Origin of the sequence: Geoalkalibacter ferrihydriticus DSM 17813 (assembly GCF_000820505.1) — a bacterium.
Lineage (GTDB): Bacteria > Desulfobacterota > Desulfuromonadia > Desulfuromonadales > Geoalkalibacteraceae > Geoalkalibacter > Geoalkalibacter ferrihydriticus.
On record NZ_JWJD01000001.1, the window covers coordinates 644,836 to 661,113 of the forward strand.

15 protein-coding genes and 1 tRNA gene are annotated in these 16,278 nt (G+C 60.5%); 10 read left to right on the forward strand and 6 right to left on the reverse strand.

What is annotated here, in order from left to right:
- Nucleotides 1-40 precede the first annotated feature (40 nt).
- The 4 genes from GFER_RS03150 (at nt 41) to GFER_RS03165 (ending at nt 2,362) form a co-directional block, all read left to right on the forward strand.
- Nucleotides 41-1,072, forward strand: coding sequence for a 4Fe-4S binding protein (locus GFER_RS03150; RefSeq protein ID WP_052445902.1), 1,032 nt, complete (start codon nt 41-43; stop codon nt 1,070-1,072).
- 97 nt (nt 1,073-1,169) lie between these two features.
- Nucleotides 1,170-1,427, forward strand: coding sequence for a thioredoxin domain-containing protein (locus GFER_RS03155; protein ID WP_040095970.1), 258 nt, complete (start codon nt 1,170-1,172; stop codon nt 1,425-1,427).
- A gap of 9 nt (nt 1,428-1,436) precedes the next feature.
- Nucleotides 1,437-1,751 carry a redoxin domain-containing protein gene (locus tag GFER_RS03160; protein WP_040095973.1) on the forward strand — a complete coding sequence of 105 codons (315 nt, stop codon included), beginning with the start codon at nt 1,437-1,439 and terminating at the stop codon, nt 1,749-1,751.
- Nucleotides 1,748-2,362 (forward strand): hypothetical protein, encoded by a 615-nt coding sequence (locus GFER_RS03165; RefSeq protein WP_040095975.1) that lies wholly within the window; start codon nt 1,748-1,750, stop codon nt 2,360-2,362. The genes GFER_RS03160 and GFER_RS03165 overlap by 4 nt, the downstream gene beginning before the upstream one ends.
- 33 nt (nt 2,363-2,395) lie before the next feature.
- Here GFER_RS03165 and GFER_RS03170 read toward each other — a convergent pair whose 3' ends face one another.
- The 4 genes from GFER_RS03170 to GFER_RS03185 all read right to left on the reverse strand — a co-directional run bounded on the left by GFER_RS03170 (nt 2,396) and on the right by GFER_RS03185 (nt 6,022).
- Nucleotides 2,396-3,034, reverse strand: coding sequence for a PqiC family protein (locus tag GFER_RS03170; RefSeq protein ID WP_040095978.1), 639 nt, complete (start codon nt 3,032-3,034; stop codon nt 2,396-2,398).
- Nucleotides 3,031-4,032 carry an MlaD family protein gene (locus GFER_RS03175; protein WP_040095981.1) on the reverse strand — a complete coding sequence of 334 codons (1,002 nt, stop codon included), beginning with the start codon at nt 4,030-4,032 and terminating at the stop codon, nt 3,031-3,033. The genes GFER_RS03170 and GFER_RS03175 overlap by 4 nt, the downstream gene beginning before the upstream one ends.
- 2 nt (nt 4,033-4,034) lie before the next feature.
- Nucleotides 4,035-4,811: an ABC transporter ATP-binding protein gene (locus GFER_RS03180; protein WP_040095984.1), complete on the reverse strand. Its 777-nt coding sequence runs from the start codon at nt 4,809-4,811 to the stop codon at nt 4,035-4,037.
- A gap of 65 nt (nt 4,812-4,876) precedes the next feature.
- Nucleotides 4,877-6,022 (reverse strand): MlaE family ABC transporter permease, encoded by a 1,146-nt coding sequence (locus GFER_RS03185; protein ID WP_200889283.1) that lies wholly within the window; start codon nt 6,020-6,022, stop codon nt 4,877-4,879.
- 187 nt (nt 6,023-6,209) lie between these two features.
- Here GFER_RS03185 and GFER_RS03190 point away from each other — a divergent pair, with 187 nt between their 5' ends.
- Nucleotides 6,210-7,430, forward strand: a complete 1,221-nt coding sequence (locus GFER_RS03190; protein ID WP_040095988.1) for an MFS transporter — start codon at nt 6,210-6,212, stop codon at nt 7,428-7,430.
- A gap of 144 nt (nt 7,431-7,574) precedes the next feature.
- On the opposite strand, the gene GFER_RS03195 is transcribed toward GFER_RS03190, so the two are convergent.
- Nucleotides 7,575-9,983 carry a glycoside hydrolase family 65 protein gene (locus GFER_RS03195; protein ID WP_040095991.1) on the reverse strand — a complete coding sequence of 803 codons (2,409 nt, stop codon included), beginning with the start codon at nt 9,981-9,983 and terminating at the stop codon, nt 7,575-7,577.
- A 279-nt stretch (nt 9,984-10,262) separates the two neighbouring features.
- On the opposite strand from GFER_RS03195, the gene GFER_RS03200 reads away from it, so the two are divergent.
- Entirely contained in the window at nt 10,263-10,829 is a 567-nt protein-coding gene (locus tag GFER_RS03200; protein ID WP_040095993.1) for a hypothetical protein, read from the forward strand.
- A gap of 70 nt (nt 10,830-10,899) precedes the next feature.
- Here GFER_RS03200 and GFER_RS03205 read toward each other — a convergent pair.
- Nucleotides 10,900-10,975: transfer RNA gene (locus tag GFER_RS03205), tRNA-Phe, on the reverse strand.
- Nucleotides 10,976-11,220: 245 nt separating this feature from the next.
- Between GFER_RS03205 and GFER_RS03210 the strand changes: the two genes are divergently transcribed.
- The 4 genes from GFER_RS03210 to serA all read left to right on the forward strand — a co-directional run bounded on the left by GFER_RS03210 (nt 11,221) and on the right by serA (nt 16,170).
- On the forward strand, nt 11,221-12,636 hold the full coding sequence (locus tag GFER_RS03210) for an alpha,alpha-trehalose-phosphate synthase (UDP-forming) (RefSeq protein ID WP_040095994.1): 1,416 nt from the start codon (nt 11,221-11,223) through the stop codon (nt 12,634-12,636).
- A 356-nt stretch (nt 12,637-12,992) separates the two neighbouring features.
- The gene (aroF, locus tag GFER_RS03215) at nt 12,993-14,012 is read left to right on the forward strand and encodes a 3-deoxy-7-phosphoheptulonate synthase (RefSeq protein WP_040095996.1); all 1,020 of its coding nucleotides are present in this window, start codon (nt 12,993-12,995) and stop codon (nt 14,010-14,012) included.
- Nucleotides 14,013-14,126: 114 nt separating this feature from the next.
- Nucleotides 14,127-14,393 (forward strand): hypothetical protein, encoded by a 267-nt coding sequence (locus GFER_RS03220; RefSeq protein WP_040095998.1) that lies wholly within the window; start codon nt 14,127-14,129, stop codon nt 14,391-14,393.
- A 178-nt stretch (nt 14,394-14,571) separates the two neighbouring features.
- A complete protein-coding gene (gene serA / locus GFER_RS03225; protein ID WP_040096000.1) occupies nt 14,572-16,170 on the forward strand; it encodes a phosphoglycerate dehydrogenase in 1,599 nt (532 codons plus the stop codon).
- Nucleotides 16,171-16,278: the final 108 nt, after the last annotated feature.

Genomic DNA, 16,278 nt, shown 5'->3' on the forward strand with positions numbered 1-16,278 from the left:
CGGGCGTACCCTCCCCTTTTCAACCTTCAGGGAGGCCGTGATGAACCGCGAAGAACAGCCCAGCCAAACCCCGCGCGCTAGAAACGCCCAAACGCGTCACCGCCTGCCGCCCATGCTGCCGCGCTACCTGGTGCAGGCCGGCTTTATGCTGTTCTATGTCTGGCTGGCCGTACGTTTCGCCCAGTGGGTGAGTCTGCTCAAAGCGGGGGAGATTCCCGATTTCTCCCGGCCCGCGGCGGTCGACGGTTTTCTGCCTATCAGCGGCCTGATGGGATTGCGCCACTGGTTCGAAGCCGGCCAGTTGTTTCCCGTGCATCCCGCCGCAGCGTTGATCCTGCTCGGGGCCCTGCTCACCGCGCTGCTGCTCAAGCGTGGTTTCTGCTCCTGGGTCTGTCCGGTGTTCCCTCTTTCCGAGGGGCTGTGGCGGCTTGGCGCAAAACTCTGTGGCCGCACCTTTGCTCCGCCTTTCTGGCTCGACCTGCTGTTGCGCAGCCTCAAATACCTGCTGCTGGGGTTTTTCGCCTACCAGATTCTGTGGGTCATGCCCCTGCCCGGCTTGCGCGCATTTCTCGCCTCGCCCTACCACAAGATTTCCGATATCCGCATGCTTGAGTTTTTTCAGCATCCGTCCGCCACGACGCTGGTTGTCATCGGCCTGCTCGCTGTTGCCTGCTTTTTCGTGCAGATGGCCTGGTGTCGCTATCTCTGCCCTTATGGGGCGCTGCTTGGTCTGGTGTCCCTGTTGTCCCTGGGTAAAATCAGCCGGGATGAGCATCTGTGCATCCGCTGCGGAGCATGCAGCGCGCGCTGTCCGGCTTGGCTGCCGGTCATGCACAAGCGCCGCGTACGCTCGGCGGAGTGCTACGCCTGCTACCGCTGTGTTCAGGGCTGTCCGGTGGCCGGAGCGGTAGAATTGACCTGGGCTGGCCGCTGGCGCCTGACCGCTACCGCCTTCGGGGTGCTGCTGGTGGGTATTTTTATCGGTGTATCCCTGTGGGGGCGTCTGACGGGGAACTGGCAGGGTCAGGTCAGTCCCCAGGAGGTTCTTTTCCTGCTGCGCGCCGGAGGCTAAAGCGCGGGGGATGGTTGCGCTCCGCGTTATCTGCGATAATATATTTGATAATGATTTTCCGGAATGCGGATCGTTTTCTACACCTAGGGAGGTTTCTATGGAAAACATTGTTCGAAAGCCGCGTTGGGCAGGATGGGCCCGCGCAATTCTGCCGGCCCTCATGGCCTGCCTGTTGTTTGCTCCGCCCACCGGTGCAGCGCAGGAGCGCGCCGATATGTCTAAACGCCTCGGAGATCGGGCGCCGATCTTCCAGGTTGCCACGTCGCAGGGCACGCTGGTGGATTACGACAAGGATTATTACGGCCGTCATCATCTGGTGATGACTTTCGTTCCAGCCGCTTTTACCCCTGTCTGAACGGGGGAAATGGAGGGTCATCAGAGAAATCTTTATCTCTATGACCGCTTCAACGCCCGCGTGGCGGGCGTCAGTCGTGACCAGGTTGCAACCCTTGAATTCTGGGCCAAAGATTTGGGTCTGGAGTTCCCCATTTTTTCCAACCCCATCGGCCATATCGGCATCTGGTTTAATGCCTTGCAGGCCGGCTATCCCATGTTCAATCGTACCACGGTGATCATCGACAAATGGGGTGTGATCCGCTACATGCAACCCGGCAATCCCGACTATCGCGGAATTCTCACCGTGCTCAAGCAGCTTCATGAAGAGGAGGGTCAGCGATGAGAGGATTGCGGATGCGCATTCTGGGGCTGGCCGCGGCCTTGTTGTTGCCCCTGAGCGGCTGTGCCCTGCTCCAACCACCCCCGGCGGATGATTCGGCGAGTTCACTCAAGCGCGAGGGCGAGGCGCTGGTCTGGCAGGAAGAATACAGATTCGTACCGCCGCCGGCACCCTGGCAGATCATCGATCTGGACGAGGACGACTATTCGGTGGCCTATATGAAGTTGTGTGACGAGGCCTACCCCTGCCAGAGCACCCTGGCCTATGCCGAAGAGCCTTTTGGCTATTCCCTCGATTTCCAGAAGCGTCAAGAAGAGCTGTTTCAGCGGTTTTTGTGGGCCAGTCGCGTCAATTTTGCCGAGCCCGAGCTGCACAAGACCGAGGTGTTCGGTAAGGAGGGCCTGATCGCGCTAACCGAGGGCATTGAGCCGGTGCTGGGGCACAAGGTGCATGTCAAGGTGGTCTTTGCCCGGCGCGGCGAACGGGTCGTGGCTTTTTATTTTACCCAGTGGCGCGCGGCCGAAACTGCTTACGATCTGCGTGACCAGGAAGATTTTGACCGCTTTGTGGAAAACTTTGAGTTCCTGCGGCCTTCGTTTTACGAACGCTTATGAACCCACCACCCCCTCCTTGTTGAGGGGATAAGCCTAGTCAGGGTCCTGAGCCGCCAGATCGGCCAGGGCCAGGGCGATTTCGCGGCTCAGGGCGCCGAGAGTTTCACTCAGGGCGGCGACGGAGCCCGCGGCGTCGGTTTCCCTCAGTTGCGCACTGAATTCTGATTGGCGGCTCATCTCGGATGGGCCGCCGTTTTGCGTTTGGATCGCCCAGTCGGCCTGCAAATAGGCCCGGGCGTCCGGGCCGACATCGAAGCGCCGGACTTCGATGGTTATCTGGTGGGAGGGCCGCTGCATTGCACGCCAGGGAAAGAGCAGAACCTGGGGATTGCCGGTGTGTCCGGCGAGATTCGCGGCCAGGGCGCGGGCAAGGTTTTCCTGCAAGGGCTCGGCCCACAGGGCGGCATCGATGACTTCGAACTCATGGGCGCTGCGTCGTTTCATCAGTTGTGGTCGATCGAGATAGGCGGCGATGCGCACCGGCCCGATGCCCGGCAGAAAGGAAGGCCGCTTTTCACTGAATTGCGCAAGCGGATCGGCCTGTATTGGGCTGAGGGTGTAGTAGCGGGTTGCTTCGCTCTGCCCCTCGCCGAGCATCAGACACCCGCCGAGCAGCAGGGCGGACAGAAAAAAGAAAACCGTCGGGCAGAGTTTTCGTAGAGCAGGGTTCATCGCGATGCTCCTCCTTTGCCGCGCAGCAGGGCGTCGGGGTGGCGCTCGAGAAAATCGCTGAGGATGCGCAGAGAGCGTGCCGCCGCCGCCACCTCGGCCAGGGTGCTTTCCAGTTGAAAGCGCAGACTCGAATCCTGCGCGACCGTCTCTTTGATCGCGGTCATGGTTTGTCGGGTTTCATCCAGGGCGCTCTGCCCTGCCTGCGCCGCATCTCCAAGCACTTCGGCCAGGGGCAGCAGTTGCCGGTCGAGATTGGTCAGCAGTAGCCGGGCGCTGTCCAGGGTTGCGCGCAGTTCCTGATCGGTTCCCTCCAGGCGCTGCTCCATGCCGCGCACCAGGCTTTGCACATCCGACAGGGTTGCACGGACATCGTGCAGGGTTTCGCCGAAATCGGGTGACTGCACGAGCTTTTCCAGCCCGTCGAGAACCCCGACGACTTTGTGAACGATTTCGTCGAGGGGCAACTCCTCGATGGTGCGCGTCCACTGCTCAAGGGGCGAGGGAATCGTCGGCAGTTGCGGATGCCTGGTGGGTACATCGACCAGGCGCGGGGGGCGGTCGGGGAGCAGGTCGATATTCACCAGCAATTGCCCAGTGACGATGCTCTGGAGTTGCAGTTGGGCGCGCAGACCGCGTTCCACCATGAGTTCGATGAACTCTTCGGTGCCAACGTCCATTTCCTGTGTTACTTCGTCTTTATCACAGCACACCCGGATGAAGCGGTCGGGTTGAACTTCGATCATCACAGGGATGCGAAAGGAAAGGTCGCGTTCGTCGAATTCGATACGGATCTGCACCACGCTGCCCACCTGAACGCCGCGAAATACCACAGGCGCACCGACATTAAGACCTTTGACGGAGCCGTCAAAATACAGCACGTAGCGCTCCGTGGCGCGAAAAAAATGGCCGCCGCCGAAAATAATGACCGCGGCGAGGGAAAGTGCCAGCGCCCCCAGAACAAAGGCGCCGACCAGGGCGGGATTGACTTTTTTGCTCATGCTCATTCCTCCGCGCCGCGTCGGAGAAAGCGGCGCACACGCGGATCGGGGCACTCATCGCGCAAATTAACGGGATTGCCGCGGGCGATCAGGGTGCGGGACTCGGCATCGAGAAACACGGAGTCGGTGCCGATGGCAAAGATGCTGGCCAATTCGTGCGTCACCATCACCACCGTGGCACCGAGGCTCTCGCGCAGTTCCAGGATCAGGTCGTCGAGGCGCCGGGCGCTGAGTGGATCAAGGCCGGCCGATGGCTCGTCGAAAAACAGAATGTCGGGATCCAGCGCCAGCGCTCGGGCCAGACCGGCGCGCTTGCGCATGCCGCCGCTGATTTCCGCCGGATAGTGGTTCCCGAATCCGGCCAAGCCCACCAGGGCCAGTTTAAATTGGGCCAGATCGCGAATTTCCTTGTCGCTCAGGCGGGTGTATTCACGCAATGGCAGCTCCACGTTCTCCGCCACCGTCAGCGAACTCCAGAGAGCGCCGCTCTGATAAAGAATACCGCAATGGCGCAGAAAGCGCTTGCGCGTCTGTTCATCGGCCTCCCAAAAGCTCAAAGCACCATAAAAAATGCGCCCGGAAGCGGGTTTCTGGAGCCCCACCAGGTGACGCAGCAGGGTGCTTTTGCCACAGCCCGAACCGCCCATGACGACGAATATGGCGCCACGGGCGATGCTGAAGGTCAGATCGCGCTGAATGACGGTCTCGCCATAGGCCAGGGTCAGATTTTCGACCCGGATGGGGAATTCGTTTTTTGGTGGCGCGGCAACCGAGGACATGGATGTGGGTCTCACGTTGGAGGCTGATCCTGTTATTGCTGACCGGAGAGCGGACAGCGCTGAGCTCAAATTCCTACCACGTAGTAAATCACTGTCAGCAAGGCATTGGCGACAATGATCCACACGATGGCCGTGACCACCGCCGAGGTGGTCGCCAGACCGACGGCCGCGGCGCTGCGTCCACACTGCATGCCGCGCAAGCAGCCGGCCACGGCCACAATCAAGCCGTAGGCGGCTGCCTTGATCAGGCCGGTGACAAAATGAATCAGCGGCACGCCGTTAATGGTCTGCTGATAGTACTGGGTTGCGGGGATGTCGAACAGACCGATACCCACCAGGGCACCGCCGAGAATGCCCATGAGCATGGCGTAGACGGTCAGCAGCGGCAGCATGAATCCCATCGCCAGCAGGCGTGGCAGCACCAGGAAGTCCATGGGTTGCACGCCGAAGGTGCGCAGCGCATCGATCTCCTCGTTGACCTGCATGCTGCCGAGTTGCGCCGCGTAGGCGGCACCGGTGCGCCCGGCCATGATGATGCCGGTCATCATGGCGGCCATGTCGCGCGCCATGCCCAAACCAACCGCGTCGGCGATATAGATCTCGGCGCCGAACATGCGCAGCTGCACGGCCCCGACAAAGGCAAGAATCAACCCGACCAGCAGGCTGATGAGGGTGACGATGGGCAGGGCCTGAACCCCGGCTTCATGCAGATGGAGCAGCAGGTCGGACCGGCGGAAACGCGCGCGGCCGCTGCCCAGGCGCATCAGGCTGAAAAACACCTCGCCGAAAAACGCAAGGTTGTCGATGCCTTTGCGTCGCCATTCCAGCGTCGCCGCGCCAAGCTGATGGAGGCGCGAGGGTGTCTCTCGGTGCCCGCTGCCGCCCTGCTCGGGAACCGCTTCGGCCAGGTTCAGCAATCGTTGGGCGCCGCTGGGAAGCCCCTCACGCAGGCAGGTGATTTCCCGGCGACGGCAGGCGTCGGAAATCCCCAGCACGAAGGCCAGAAAACGGCTGTCCCAGGTGCCGAGATTTTCGCCGCGCAGCACAACTTCCCGCGGGCCCGCCGCGAGTTGGGTAAAAAGATCGGCCGTGTCGGGCAAAGGTTGGTCGCCTGCCCAGGTGCCGGAAAAGCAAACGACCAGACGGTTATCGTCGCTACTCTGCCAGGTAATCTGTGCGGGTGCGGCATCAGGGTTGGACATGGTCGGCATGCAAGGCCTCGGTGAGCGGCGCGTTCCGCGGCAGGTCGCGGCAGACAAGCACAGTTTTGAATACCAGAAAACCTATCACAGGCCGCTCAAGACTCAAGGTTATTCGTTCATGGAGGCCCATGTTTTCTCTTGGCGCAGGCCGTCCGATCCGTTATGAATAGGGACCTGCCTGCTCTTGGAGTTGCTTATGACCCTGTCCGTTGCGGTGCTGATGCGGGTGTTTCTGCCCTTCTGCTTCGCCTATTTTCTTTCTTATCTTTTCCGTACCGTCAACGCGGTTATCGCGCCGGATCTGATTGGCGACCTGGCTCTGGAGCCGGCGGGCCTCGGTCTGTTGACGGCAGCCTATTTTTTTGCTTTTGCCGCCTTTCAATTGCCCCTGGGGCTGCTCCTTGACCGCTTCGGCCCACGCCGGGTGGAAGCGGCATTGTTGCTGGTGGCGGCCGCCGGGGCCCTGCTCTTTGCGCGCGCCGAAAGCATGAACGAGCTGCTGGTGGGGCGCGCCTTGATCGGCCTGGGGGTTTCGGCCTGCCTGATGGCGGCGTTCAAGGCGTTTGCCCAATGGTTGCCGCCCGAGCGCTTGCCCCTGGCCAACGGCATTCAGATGGTGGCGGGAGGGTTGGGAGCCCTGGCGGCCACAGCACCGGTGGCTGCCGCCTTGCATGTCACCGACTGGCGCGGGGTGTTTACCCTGCTTGCCCTGCTGACCTTTGTCGCCGCCGTGGCATTGTTTCTGGTCGTTCCCGAGAAGCCGCGCGAGGGCGTTGGCGAAACCTTGCCCGAGCAGTTACGCGGTCTGGGAAAAATCCTACGCAGCCCCGCCTTCTGGCGTGTCGCGCCCTGGGCCTGCACCGGCCAAGCGGCCTATCTCTCCATCCAGGGACTGTGGTCGGGCCCCTGGCTGCGCGATGTGGCGGGTCGCGGTCGCGAGGAGGTGGCCTACGTCCTGCTCTTGATCGCGTTGACCATGACCGCCGGCTATTTCTTTTTCGGCGCCCTGGCCGAGCGTCTCGGGCGACGCGGCGTCGCGCCCATGAGCGTAGCGGCCTGGGGCATGGGGGCGTTCATGCTGGTGCAGGCACTGCTGCTTCTGCAATGGCAACCCCTCACCCTGCCTTTGTGGCTGCTGTTCGGGTTCTGCGGCACGGCGTGCATCCTGCCCTATGCGGTACTCTCCCAGGCTTTTTCACGCCATCTGACCGGGCGTGCCAATACGACCCTCAATCTGCTGGTGTTTTCCGCAGCCTTTGCCGCCCAGTGGGGCATCGGGGCGGTCATCGGACTCTGGCCTGAAACCGCCCAAGGCAGCTACGCGCCTGAAGGTTATCGCGCCGGTTTCGGCATGATTCTCGCCTGTCAGGTACTGGCGCTTCTCTGGTATGCGCACAGCGGGCGGCGCCGGGAGTGATTTCACCGTCGTAACTGTTCAGCATGCACCGCTGGGTACGGCGGCATCGCTTGCGGCAAAAACTCACCTGCGGCTCAAACATTTGCCGCAGCACTCACCCGCCGCACCCTGCGGCACTGTCGGACGTCGCAGCTGAATAGTTACTCACTGCCTTTCCTTTTTCCGCGCAGCGCAGAGCTGAGACTCTCCTGCAAGGGGCAGCGCGATTTCCTCGTCCGGTTTCAGTTCGACCCTTTGCCCCTGATGGCTGAGGGTCAGCCCCTGCCCTTCGCGCAACCGGTAGCGCGCCTGTTGGTGGGTAAATTCAACTTCCAAATCCTGTCCTTGAAAGATCAGACAGAAACGCAGACGGCAGAGCATTCGCGGCAGACGCGGGTCAAAGCTCAGGCGCCCGCCGTAATCACGCATGCCGGCAAAGCCGTAGACTGCCACCATCCAGGTGCCGCCCATGGAGGCGATATGGCAGCCGTCACGCACGTTGCCGCCGATATCGGCCAGATCCATGAGTACCGCGTAGCGCGCGTAACGCACCGCCTCACCTGAATTGCCGATTTCGGCGGCGATGATGGACTGAATGCAGGCCGACAGGGACGAGTCGCCGGTCGTGAGAGGATCATAGTAGTCAAAATTGCGTTTTTTCTGTTCGCGGCTGAACTCGTCGCCAAGCAGAAACATGGCCAGTACCACATCGGCCTGCTTGATCACCTGGTGACGGTAGATGACCAGGGGATGGTGATAGAGCAGCAGGGGAAATTTGTCACGCGGCGTGTTTTTGATATCCCAGATTTCGCTGTCGAGAAAATTGTCATCCTGGGGATGGATACCCAGTTCCTCTTCATAGGGGATGAACATGGCGTCGGCGGCGCGCTGCCAGTCGGCGATTTCTCCCTCTTCTAATCCGGTCTTGTGAACCAGGGTGGCATAATGCTCGGGATGCTGGTCTTTCATGGTCCCGACAGTGGTGGCCGCATACCAGAGATTTTCCCGGGCCATGAGATTGGTGAAGGCATTGTTGTTGACCACCGTAGTGTACTCGTCGGGGCCGGTGACGCTGTGGATGCAGAATTTTCCCCCCTGCCGGTCGGAAAAAAACCCCAGATCCAGCCACAGGCGCGCCGTTTCCACCAGCATCTCGGCCCCCTCGTTGAAGAGCAGGGCTTTGTCGTCGGTGACTTCAACATACTTGCGCAGGGCGTAGATGATGTCGGCATTGATGTGATATTGGGCCGTTCCGGCGGCGTAGTAGGCGCTGGCCTCTTCGCCGTTGATGGTGCGCCAGGGAAACAGGGCACCTTTCTGGTTGACCTCCCGCGCGCGTTCGCGGGCGCGGTCGAGCATGCTGTGGCGAAAACGCAGCAGGTTGCGCGCGATGCGCGGCTCGGTATAGGTAAGAAAGGGCAAGAGGTAAATTTCCGTGTCCCAGAAATAGTGACCCTCATAGGTCTGGCCGGTAAGCCCCTTGGCGGGAATGCCGGTGCCTTCGGCGCGTGCCGAGGCCTGCAGGATCTGAAACAGATTCCAGCGCAGGGCCTGCTGCATTTCCCCCGCCTGGCGCTGGGCTTGCTCGGCGTCGCCCTCGATCTGGACATCGGCTTTACGCCAGAATTCCTCAAGAAACACCCGCTGCTGCTTGAGCAGGTGATCGAATCCGGCGGTGAGGGTGCGATCCAGGGTGCGCTCGCTGCGCTCGCACAGCTCCTGCGGTGTAGCGCCGCCGCGCGAGCTGTGATAGGTGATGAACTTGAAGATCTGCACCGGGCGTCCCGCTCGGGCTTCCACGGAAAAGACCACACGCCCCTGTTTGCCGTCACAGCTCATATCCACGGCATAGGGGTTTTCCGTCTCGATGCGATGGTCGACGCCGCAACCCAGGGTCATGCCGCTGGTGGCCGTGCGATGGCCGAGAACCATGCGCTGCTCATTGCTCTGATGATGAACCGGAATCAGCACCTGATGGGCAAACCCGCGCGCCTGGCGTGGATCCTCCATGCCGGCCTGGTTAGGCGGCGCCTCGCGTATCTCGGAAGAGATCACCAGCGGCACATCGCCGTTGAGCACCGTCACCTGGTAGGAGATGGCCGCCACATGACGCTGTTCCAGAGACACCAGGCGCCGGGATTCGATCAGAACCTGTTTGCCCGAGGGCGTTTCCCAGAGGACCTCGAAATCAAGGGTGCCGCTCTGCATATCGAGCACCCGCTCGTAGAGTTGCAAAGAGGCGGTCGGCAGAAAAAAAGGCTCGTCATCGACATACAGGCGAATCGTCTTGGTATCGGGGACGTTGAGCATGGTCTGGCCGGTGCGGGCAAAGCCGAAAGCTTTTTCGCCGTAAACAATGGGCCAGGTTTCGTGAAAGCCGTTGATGAAGGTGCCGTTCTGAAAGCACGGGCGCCCCTCCTCATAATTGCCGCGCATGCCCAGATAGCCGTTGCCGAGGGCGAACAGAGTCTCGGTCTGGGCTAGAAAACGGGGATAAAAGGCGGTTTCGATGATTTTCCACTCGTTGACCGGATAGATGTGCGGGGGTGGATTGAGAGTCTCGTGACGAATCATGGGTTCCTCTTCGGGCAAGGGGGGCCGACTGCTAAAAGATTAGCAGAGGTTGGAGAGAATTAAAGAAGAATGGTAGCAATTCAGCATGTATCGCCGGCCGCGACGGCATCGTTTGCGCCCAAAACGCGCGCGTGACTCACGCATTCACCCGGGCATTCAATCGCCGCGGCCTGCGACGTTATCGGGCATTGCCGCGGAATAGTTACCGACGAATGAAGAGATGAAAGCACCGGTCTTGGTATAATGGCGGTACCAGGTATCAGGAAACGGAGGTGACTTATGTTGGTTCGCTTTGTTCTAACCATGGCTTTGCTGCTGACGGTCAGCGCTTGCGCGCCCCAGCCCGTTGTCGCGCCCGTCGAGGATGCGGCGTTTTCCGCTCACGGCATCACGAAGATTGCGGTCCAGCCGGTGGTGGTGCGCGACTGGACGCCGCGCGGTTTCTGTGAGCGGGATGTGGAAAATCGCTTGCGCTTCAGTCTTGTACGCGCTCTGGAAGGCAAAGGCTATGAGGTGACGCGGGTCGCGCGTGAGGCGCCGCGTTATGTTGTTTCGTCGGACCCCCTGGTCGATGAAACGGCGGACAACGTTCTCGCGCAGGTCCCGTCGGGAGTTGATGCGGTCTTGATGCTGTGGGTCGATCATTACCAGTCTTTTGGCCTGTGTGACGCCGTGCGCCACCCGCGCCTGGAACTTGAAGCGACCGCCGTCCTCTATTCCGTGGCGCAGAGAGCTGAAATTTGGCGCAATCGCGCTCTGGTCGGCGACTTCACCAGCAACGACCCGGTTTTGTACGTGACCTACGAACTGCCGCGGCGATTGCTGATAACACTGCCGGACCGCTGAGTGTGGCGCCTCTGGGATCGGACAAAGAAAAAGGGGGCTAGCTGCAAACAGCTAACCCCCTTGTTTCTTCTGGTGCCCAGGGACGGAATCGAACCGCCGACACGTGGATTTTCAGTCCACTGCTCTACCGACTGAGCTACCTGGGCAAGTGAGCGTCAGTATATAACGAAAACGGGCGGACTCTGTCAACAACAAAATTTGCCGCAACGGTCCGGTTATAAGGGTGGATGCCGCTCAGAGGTGGCCGCGGAGTTGCGGCGGGGGGATCTTTTGGTAAGTTTTAAAAATGCTTCGCTGCATGGCCCAATCGCACGGCAGGGTGTGGCGGTTGAGTGCCGCTGTGAATGTCTGAGCCGCAATTACGCGGCAATCGAAAGGAGTGCCCGACAACATGAGCAAAAAGGATACGCGGCGACTTATTGCAGTTTCCAACCGCCTGCCCATTGTGGTCAAGGAGGAGGATGGCCGCTGGCAACTGGAAGCCGGTGCCGGCGGCTTGGTGACGGCTTTGTCGCCGGTGCTCAAAGGACACCGTGGCATGTGGATCGGCTGGCCGGGGTGCGATGAGGCGGCGCCTCTGGACGAGCTGGTGGGGCGCTTTGCCGCCGAGGAAGGCTATGGCCTGGGCACCGTGCCGCTGACCCAGGAGGAAGTCGAAGAGTATTACGAGGGTTTTTCCAACATGACCCTCTGGCCCTTGTTTCACGATCTGCTCGGTCTCTGCCAGTTCAATCCCCGGCACTGGGAGGCTTATGTCAAAGTCAACCGCCGCTTTGCAGAGGTTACGGCGACACGGGTCGAGGAAGAGGATCTGATCTGGGTGCAGGACTACCAGTTGATGCTCATGGGGGGACGGTTACGCGAACTCGGCGTGAAAAACCCCCTGGCGTTTTTTCTGCACATCCCCTTCCCGTCTCTTGACCTGTTCCGGCGTCTGCCCTGGAAAATGGAGATATTGCGCGGCCTGCTCGAATTTGACCTGGTAGGTTTTCAAACCCTGCGCGACCGGCGCAACTTTGTCGCCTGCGCCCGGGAATTGCTCCCCGAATTGCGGGCCGAGGTGCGTCGCCGAACGACTCTGTTGCGCTGGGACGAGCGCGAGATACGCGTCGGCCATTTTCCCATCAGTATTGATTTCAGTGAGTTCAACAATCATGCGCGCAGCCGCGATGTGGCGGACGCCGCCTGGTATCTGCACGAGCACTACGAAAATCGCCAACTGATTCTGGGCGTCGACCGACTTGATTACACCAAGGGCATTCCCGAGAGGCTGTTGGCTTTCGAGCGGGCCCTCGAGCGTTATCCCGAACTGCACGGCAAAATGAATCTGGTGCAGATCGTTGTCCCGAGCCGCACCCAGGTGCCGGAATATCAGCTTCTCAAAGACCAGCTCGATCAGTTGGCCGGACGCATCAATGCGCGCTTCGGCCAGGCGGGCTGGATTCCTATTCACTATATGTTCCGCTCTCTGGATCGGGTGCAGCTGCTGGCCCATTACCGGGCGGCGGAAATCGCTCTGATCACTCCCCTGCGCGATGGCATGAATCTGGTGGCCAAAGAATATTGCGCCGCCTCGGTGGACAACAACGGCGTGCTGATTCTCAGTGAGTTCGCCGGTGCCGCCGAAGAGCTGGGCAAGGGCGCCGTGCTGGTCAATCCTTATGATATCGACGGCACCGCCGAGGCCATCCGTCGCGCCTGTACCATGGAGCAAGGTGAGCGGCAGCGCCGCATGCGTATGTTGCGCGCCTCCGTTCAGCGTAACAATGTGCATCGCTGGGTGGAGTATTTCGTCAATTCGTTGTAGGGCCGCGGCACGCTGATGAACCGTTTTCAACCACCTGGATTTTCTCACTTGCTATTGCTGGGAAAATAGGATTAAAATTCTGGCGTTGTTCTTGACGAGAGGTTTTCAGGTGCGTGCTGTCTTTTTCTTCTTTTTTGGCTTTTCCTTTTGGTACGGCTTTTTTAGGCCGTCTGCCCGGGGGGAAGGTCTATCGGCATAAGCACCCGGCCGAAAGTTCCACAGACCATCAAACCATGGGCAGACTCGCACGGAGTCGCCCGTGGTTTTTCTTTTTCTGGAGACAGATCAGGACAGGCCGCCGGGAGACTTCGGGCGGCCTGTCCGCTTTCCAGGCATTTGCCAGAAAGGATCAGGACATGATCATCGTCATGAAACAGGGGGCCGGTCGCGAGGCGCTGGCTGAAGTTAAAAAGCGCATTCGCGAACTGGGCTACAAGCCCCATGTCATCCATGGCGCCACGCGCGACGTGGTTGGCGCGGTCGGCGACGAGCGCGGCAAAGCTGTACTCCAGGCCCTCGAATCCATGCCGGGGGTTGAGAACGTTGTGCCGATTCTCAAACCCTACAAACTGGCCAGCCGCGAAGTGCGCCCCGAACCGAGCAGGGTGGAAATCGCACCGGGGCTGGTGATTGGCGGGGAAAATCTGGTGGTGATGGCCGGGCCCTGTTCGGTCGAAAGTGAAGAACAGATTCTGGAGACAGCGCGTACGGTCAAGGCCGCCGGTGCCCAGGTGCTGCGCGGCGGCGCCTTCAAGCCGCGCACCAGCCCTTATTCCTTTCAGGGAATGGAAGAGGAAGGGCTCAAACTGCTCGCCCAGGCGCGCGCGGAAACCGGGTTGCCCATCGTCACCGAGGTGGTCAATCCGCGCGATGTGGAACTGGTGGCGCGTTATGCCGACATCATGCAGGTCGGGGCGCGCAACGTGCAAAATTTTGCCCTGCTCAAGATGCTTGGCCAACTGGGCAAGCCGGTGCTGCTCAAGCGCGGCATGGCCAGCACCATCCAGGAATTTCTCATGAGCGCCGAGTACATCCTCTCCGAGGGCAATCAGCGCGTGATTCTCTGTGAGCGTGGCATCCGTACCTTCGAGACCGCCACGCGCAACACCCTGGACATCTCGGCGGTGCCGGTGCTCAAGGAACAGACGCATCTGCCGGTGCTCATCGATCCTTCCCACGCGACCGGGCATGCCTCCCTGGTGCCCTCCATGTGCTACGCAGCGGTCGCGGCGGGCGCCGACGGTCTCATCGTCGAGGTCCACCCGCACCCCGAAACCGCGGCCAGCGACGGCCCCCAGTCCCTGCGCCCCGAACAGTTCGCCGACATGATGAAAAAGCTCGCTGAATTCGCAAAAGTGGCGGGAAAGAAGTTGTAAAACCTGTCCTTGGTGCCTGGTCCTTTGCCCTTTGCTGAAGAGCCAAGGCAAAGGACAAAGGACAAAGGACCGGGCATCGGCAAACACAATGACAAATGGCAAAGGACAAAACCGATGTTTTTCATCCCCCTCAATCAACTCGAAAGCGTGGAGTTGGTGGTCCACGCCTTGAAAATGGCGGGCGGCACGGCCGACTGCACCACTTGTCCGGCGCACCGTGTGTGCATGAAGCAATGTCTGAGCATTGCCGCCGCCGTGGAGCAGATGATCGCCGCCGGCACCCTGCCCAGCCTTGATGAAGCAGCAGCGCCGCCGCCCCAAGCGGCCCCCGCCACAAAACCCGAGGAGAAGAAAGCCCCCGGCCTCAAGGTCGTCAAGTAGGGGCGCAGCATGCTGCGCCCCCAGTCCCCTGCCCCGCCTGCCGAGGGACGGGCCTGGGTCGCGCGGTCTACGGCGTTGACAGCCCCGCGCAAAGGGTCTAGAATTCGGCCTCTGCAAACAAATCCCCAAGGCAGGTTGCGGCGCATTCGCCCGCAGGCGCCGGAAACGAGGGTTGTCCATGAAGGTTCTAATCACCGACGAAATTTCCCAGGAAGGCCTGCAGCCGTTGCTCGAAGATCCGCGGATCACCGTGGATGTCAAGCTCGGCCTGCCCGTTCCGGAACTGCATCGGATTATCGGCGGCTACGACGCCATCATCACCCGCAGCGGCACCCGCATCGATGCGGCTTTGATCGATCACGCCGAGGGGCTCAAGATTATTGCCCGCGCCGGGGTCGGCATCGATAACGTCGATGTCGAATATGCCAGCAATAAGGGCATCATTGTCGTGAACGCTCCCTTCGGCAACACCAATTCGGCGGCTGAACACACCCTGGCATTGCTGCTCACCCTGTGTCGTAACATCACCCTGGCCAATCCCAGTCTCAAGAGCGGCGAGTGGCAGCGCGCCCCCTTTACCGGGCATGAACTTAAAGGACGCACCCTGGGGATTGTCGGCCTGGGCAAGGTCGGTGGCCGCGTGGCGCTGCGCGGCAGGGCTTTTGAAATGGAGGTTCTGGTCTGCGATCCCTATATCTCGGAAAAGCGCGCGGAGGATTTCGGCGTTAAGCTGGTGCCCCTTGAGGATATCATTCGCTACGCAGACGTCATTTCGGTGCATACGCCCCTCAATGAAGAAACCCGCGGCATGATCGGTCCGGAGCAGTTCGCCGGGATGAAGGAAGGTGTCATCGTTATCAACTGCGCGCGCGGAGGAATCATCGACGAGGCGGCCATGCTTGCCGCCCTGGACAGCGGGAAGGTGCTGGGTGCCGGTTTTGATGTGTTCAGCGAGGAGCCTCCCAAGTCGGACCTGGTAAAAAAGCTTATCGCTCATCCGCGCATGGTGGTCACGCCGCATCTGGGCGCCAACACCTTCGAGGCGCAGCGAAATGTTGCTGTCGATGTCAGCCGCGAACTGGTCAATTACCTCGACGGGCACCCCATGGAAAATGCCGTCAACATTCCACGCTTCGATCCCGACCTCATGGACCATATGCGCCCTTTCATGGGGCTGGTCAGTCAGATGGGCGAATTTCTCTCGCAACTCGCTCCGGCCAATCCCGACAAGATCATTTTCACCTACAACGGCAAGATCGCCCGCTACGACTGCGCACCCTTGACCGTCTGCGGGCTCGCTGCTCTACTTAATCGCCAGACCGAGGTCGAGGTCAACATGGTCAACGCGCGCCTGGTGGCGCGCACCATGGGGATTGCCGTCGAGGAGGTGCGCACCACGGAAACCGAATCCTTCTCCAATCTCGTTACCCTCGACATTCACACACCCGAGGGTAAGCGCACCATTTCGGGAACCCTTTTCGAGGGCAAGGTCAAGATCGTGAAGATGCGTGACTTCCACACCGACTTCAGCCCCGAACCGCACATGTTGGTCATCAGCTACGTCGATCGCCCCGGACTCATCGGAAAAATCGGCACAATCCTCGGCGAAGAAGGGGTCAACATCGGCAATATGAACCTCGGGCGGCGCGCCAAGGCCGGCGAGGCCATGGTGGTCTTTTCCATCGACTCGCCCGCCAGTGAAGAGGTGGTGGCGCGCCTTGTCCAGGCAACGGAGTCGAGCTTCCTCAAGCAGGTGCACATGTCTTCGATCACTTGAATTGCAGGTTTTTTAACAGCACCAGTGCAAAAGAGGGGCGGTTTCCTGGGGGGCCGCTCCTTTTGCTGTTTTGGAGCTGGGATAAAATTTAGTCAGGTAAGAAAATGT

Bases quoted from the DNA above. Each gene is read 5' to 3' on its own strand.
- GFER_RS03150 (WP_052445902.1), top strand. From the start codon at position 41: ATGAACCGCGAAGAACAGCCCAGCCAAACCCCGCGCGCTAGAAACGCC.
- GFER_RS03155 (WP_040095970.1), top strand. From the start codon at position 1,170: ATGGAAAACATTGTTCGAAAGCCGCGTTGGGCAGGATGGGCCCGCGCA.
- GFER_RS03160 (WP_040095973.1), top strand. From the start codon at position 1,437: ATGGAGGGTCATCAGAGAAATCTTTATCTCTATGACCGCTTCAACGCC.
- GFER_RS03165 (WP_040095975.1), top strand. From the start codon at position 1,748: ATGAGAGGATTGCGGATGCGCATTCTGGGGCTGGCCGCGGCCTTGTTG.
- GFER_RS03170 (WP_040095978.1), bottom strand. From the start codon at position 3,034: ATGAACCCTGCTCTACGAAAACTCTGCCCGACGGTTTTCTTTTTTCTG.
- GFER_RS03175 (WP_040095981.1), bottom strand. From the start codon at position 4,032: ATGAGCAAAAAAGTCAATCCCGCCCTGGTCGGCGCCTTTGTTCTGGGG.
- GFER_RS03180 (WP_040095984.1), bottom strand. From the start codon at position 4,811: ATGTCCTCGGTTGCCGCGCCACCAAAAAACGAATTCCCCATCCGGGTC.
- GFER_RS03185 (WP_200889283.1), bottom strand. From the start codon at position 6,022: ATGCCGACCATGTCCAACCCTGATGCCGCACCCGCACAGATTACCTGG.
- GFER_RS03190 (WP_040095988.1), top strand. From the start codon at position 6,210: ATGACCCTGTCCGTTGCGGTGCTGATGCGGGTGTTTCTGCCCTTCTGC.
- GFER_RS03195 (WP_040095991.1), bottom strand. From the start codon at position 9,983: ATGATTCGTCACGAGACTCTCAATCCACCCCCGCACATCTATCCGGTC.
- GFER_RS03200 (WP_040095993.1), top strand. From the start codon at position 10,263: ATGTTGGTTCGCTTTGTTCTAACCATGGCTTTGCTGCTGACGGTCAGC.
- GFER_RS03210 (WP_040095994.1), top strand. From the start codon at position 11,221: ATGAGCAAAAAGGATACGCGGCGACTTATTGCAGTTTCCAACCGCCTG.
- aroF (WP_040095996.1), top strand. From the start codon at position 12,993: ATGATCATCGTCATGAAACAGGGGGCCGGTCGCGAGGCGCTGGCTGAA.
- GFER_RS03220 (WP_040095998.1), top strand. From the start codon at position 14,127: ATGTTTTTCATCCCCCTCAATCAACTCGAAAGCGTGGAGTTGGTGGTC.
- serA (WP_040096000.1), top strand. From the start codon at position 14,572: ATGAAGGTTCTAATCACCGACGAAATTTCCCAGGAAGGCCTGCAGCCG.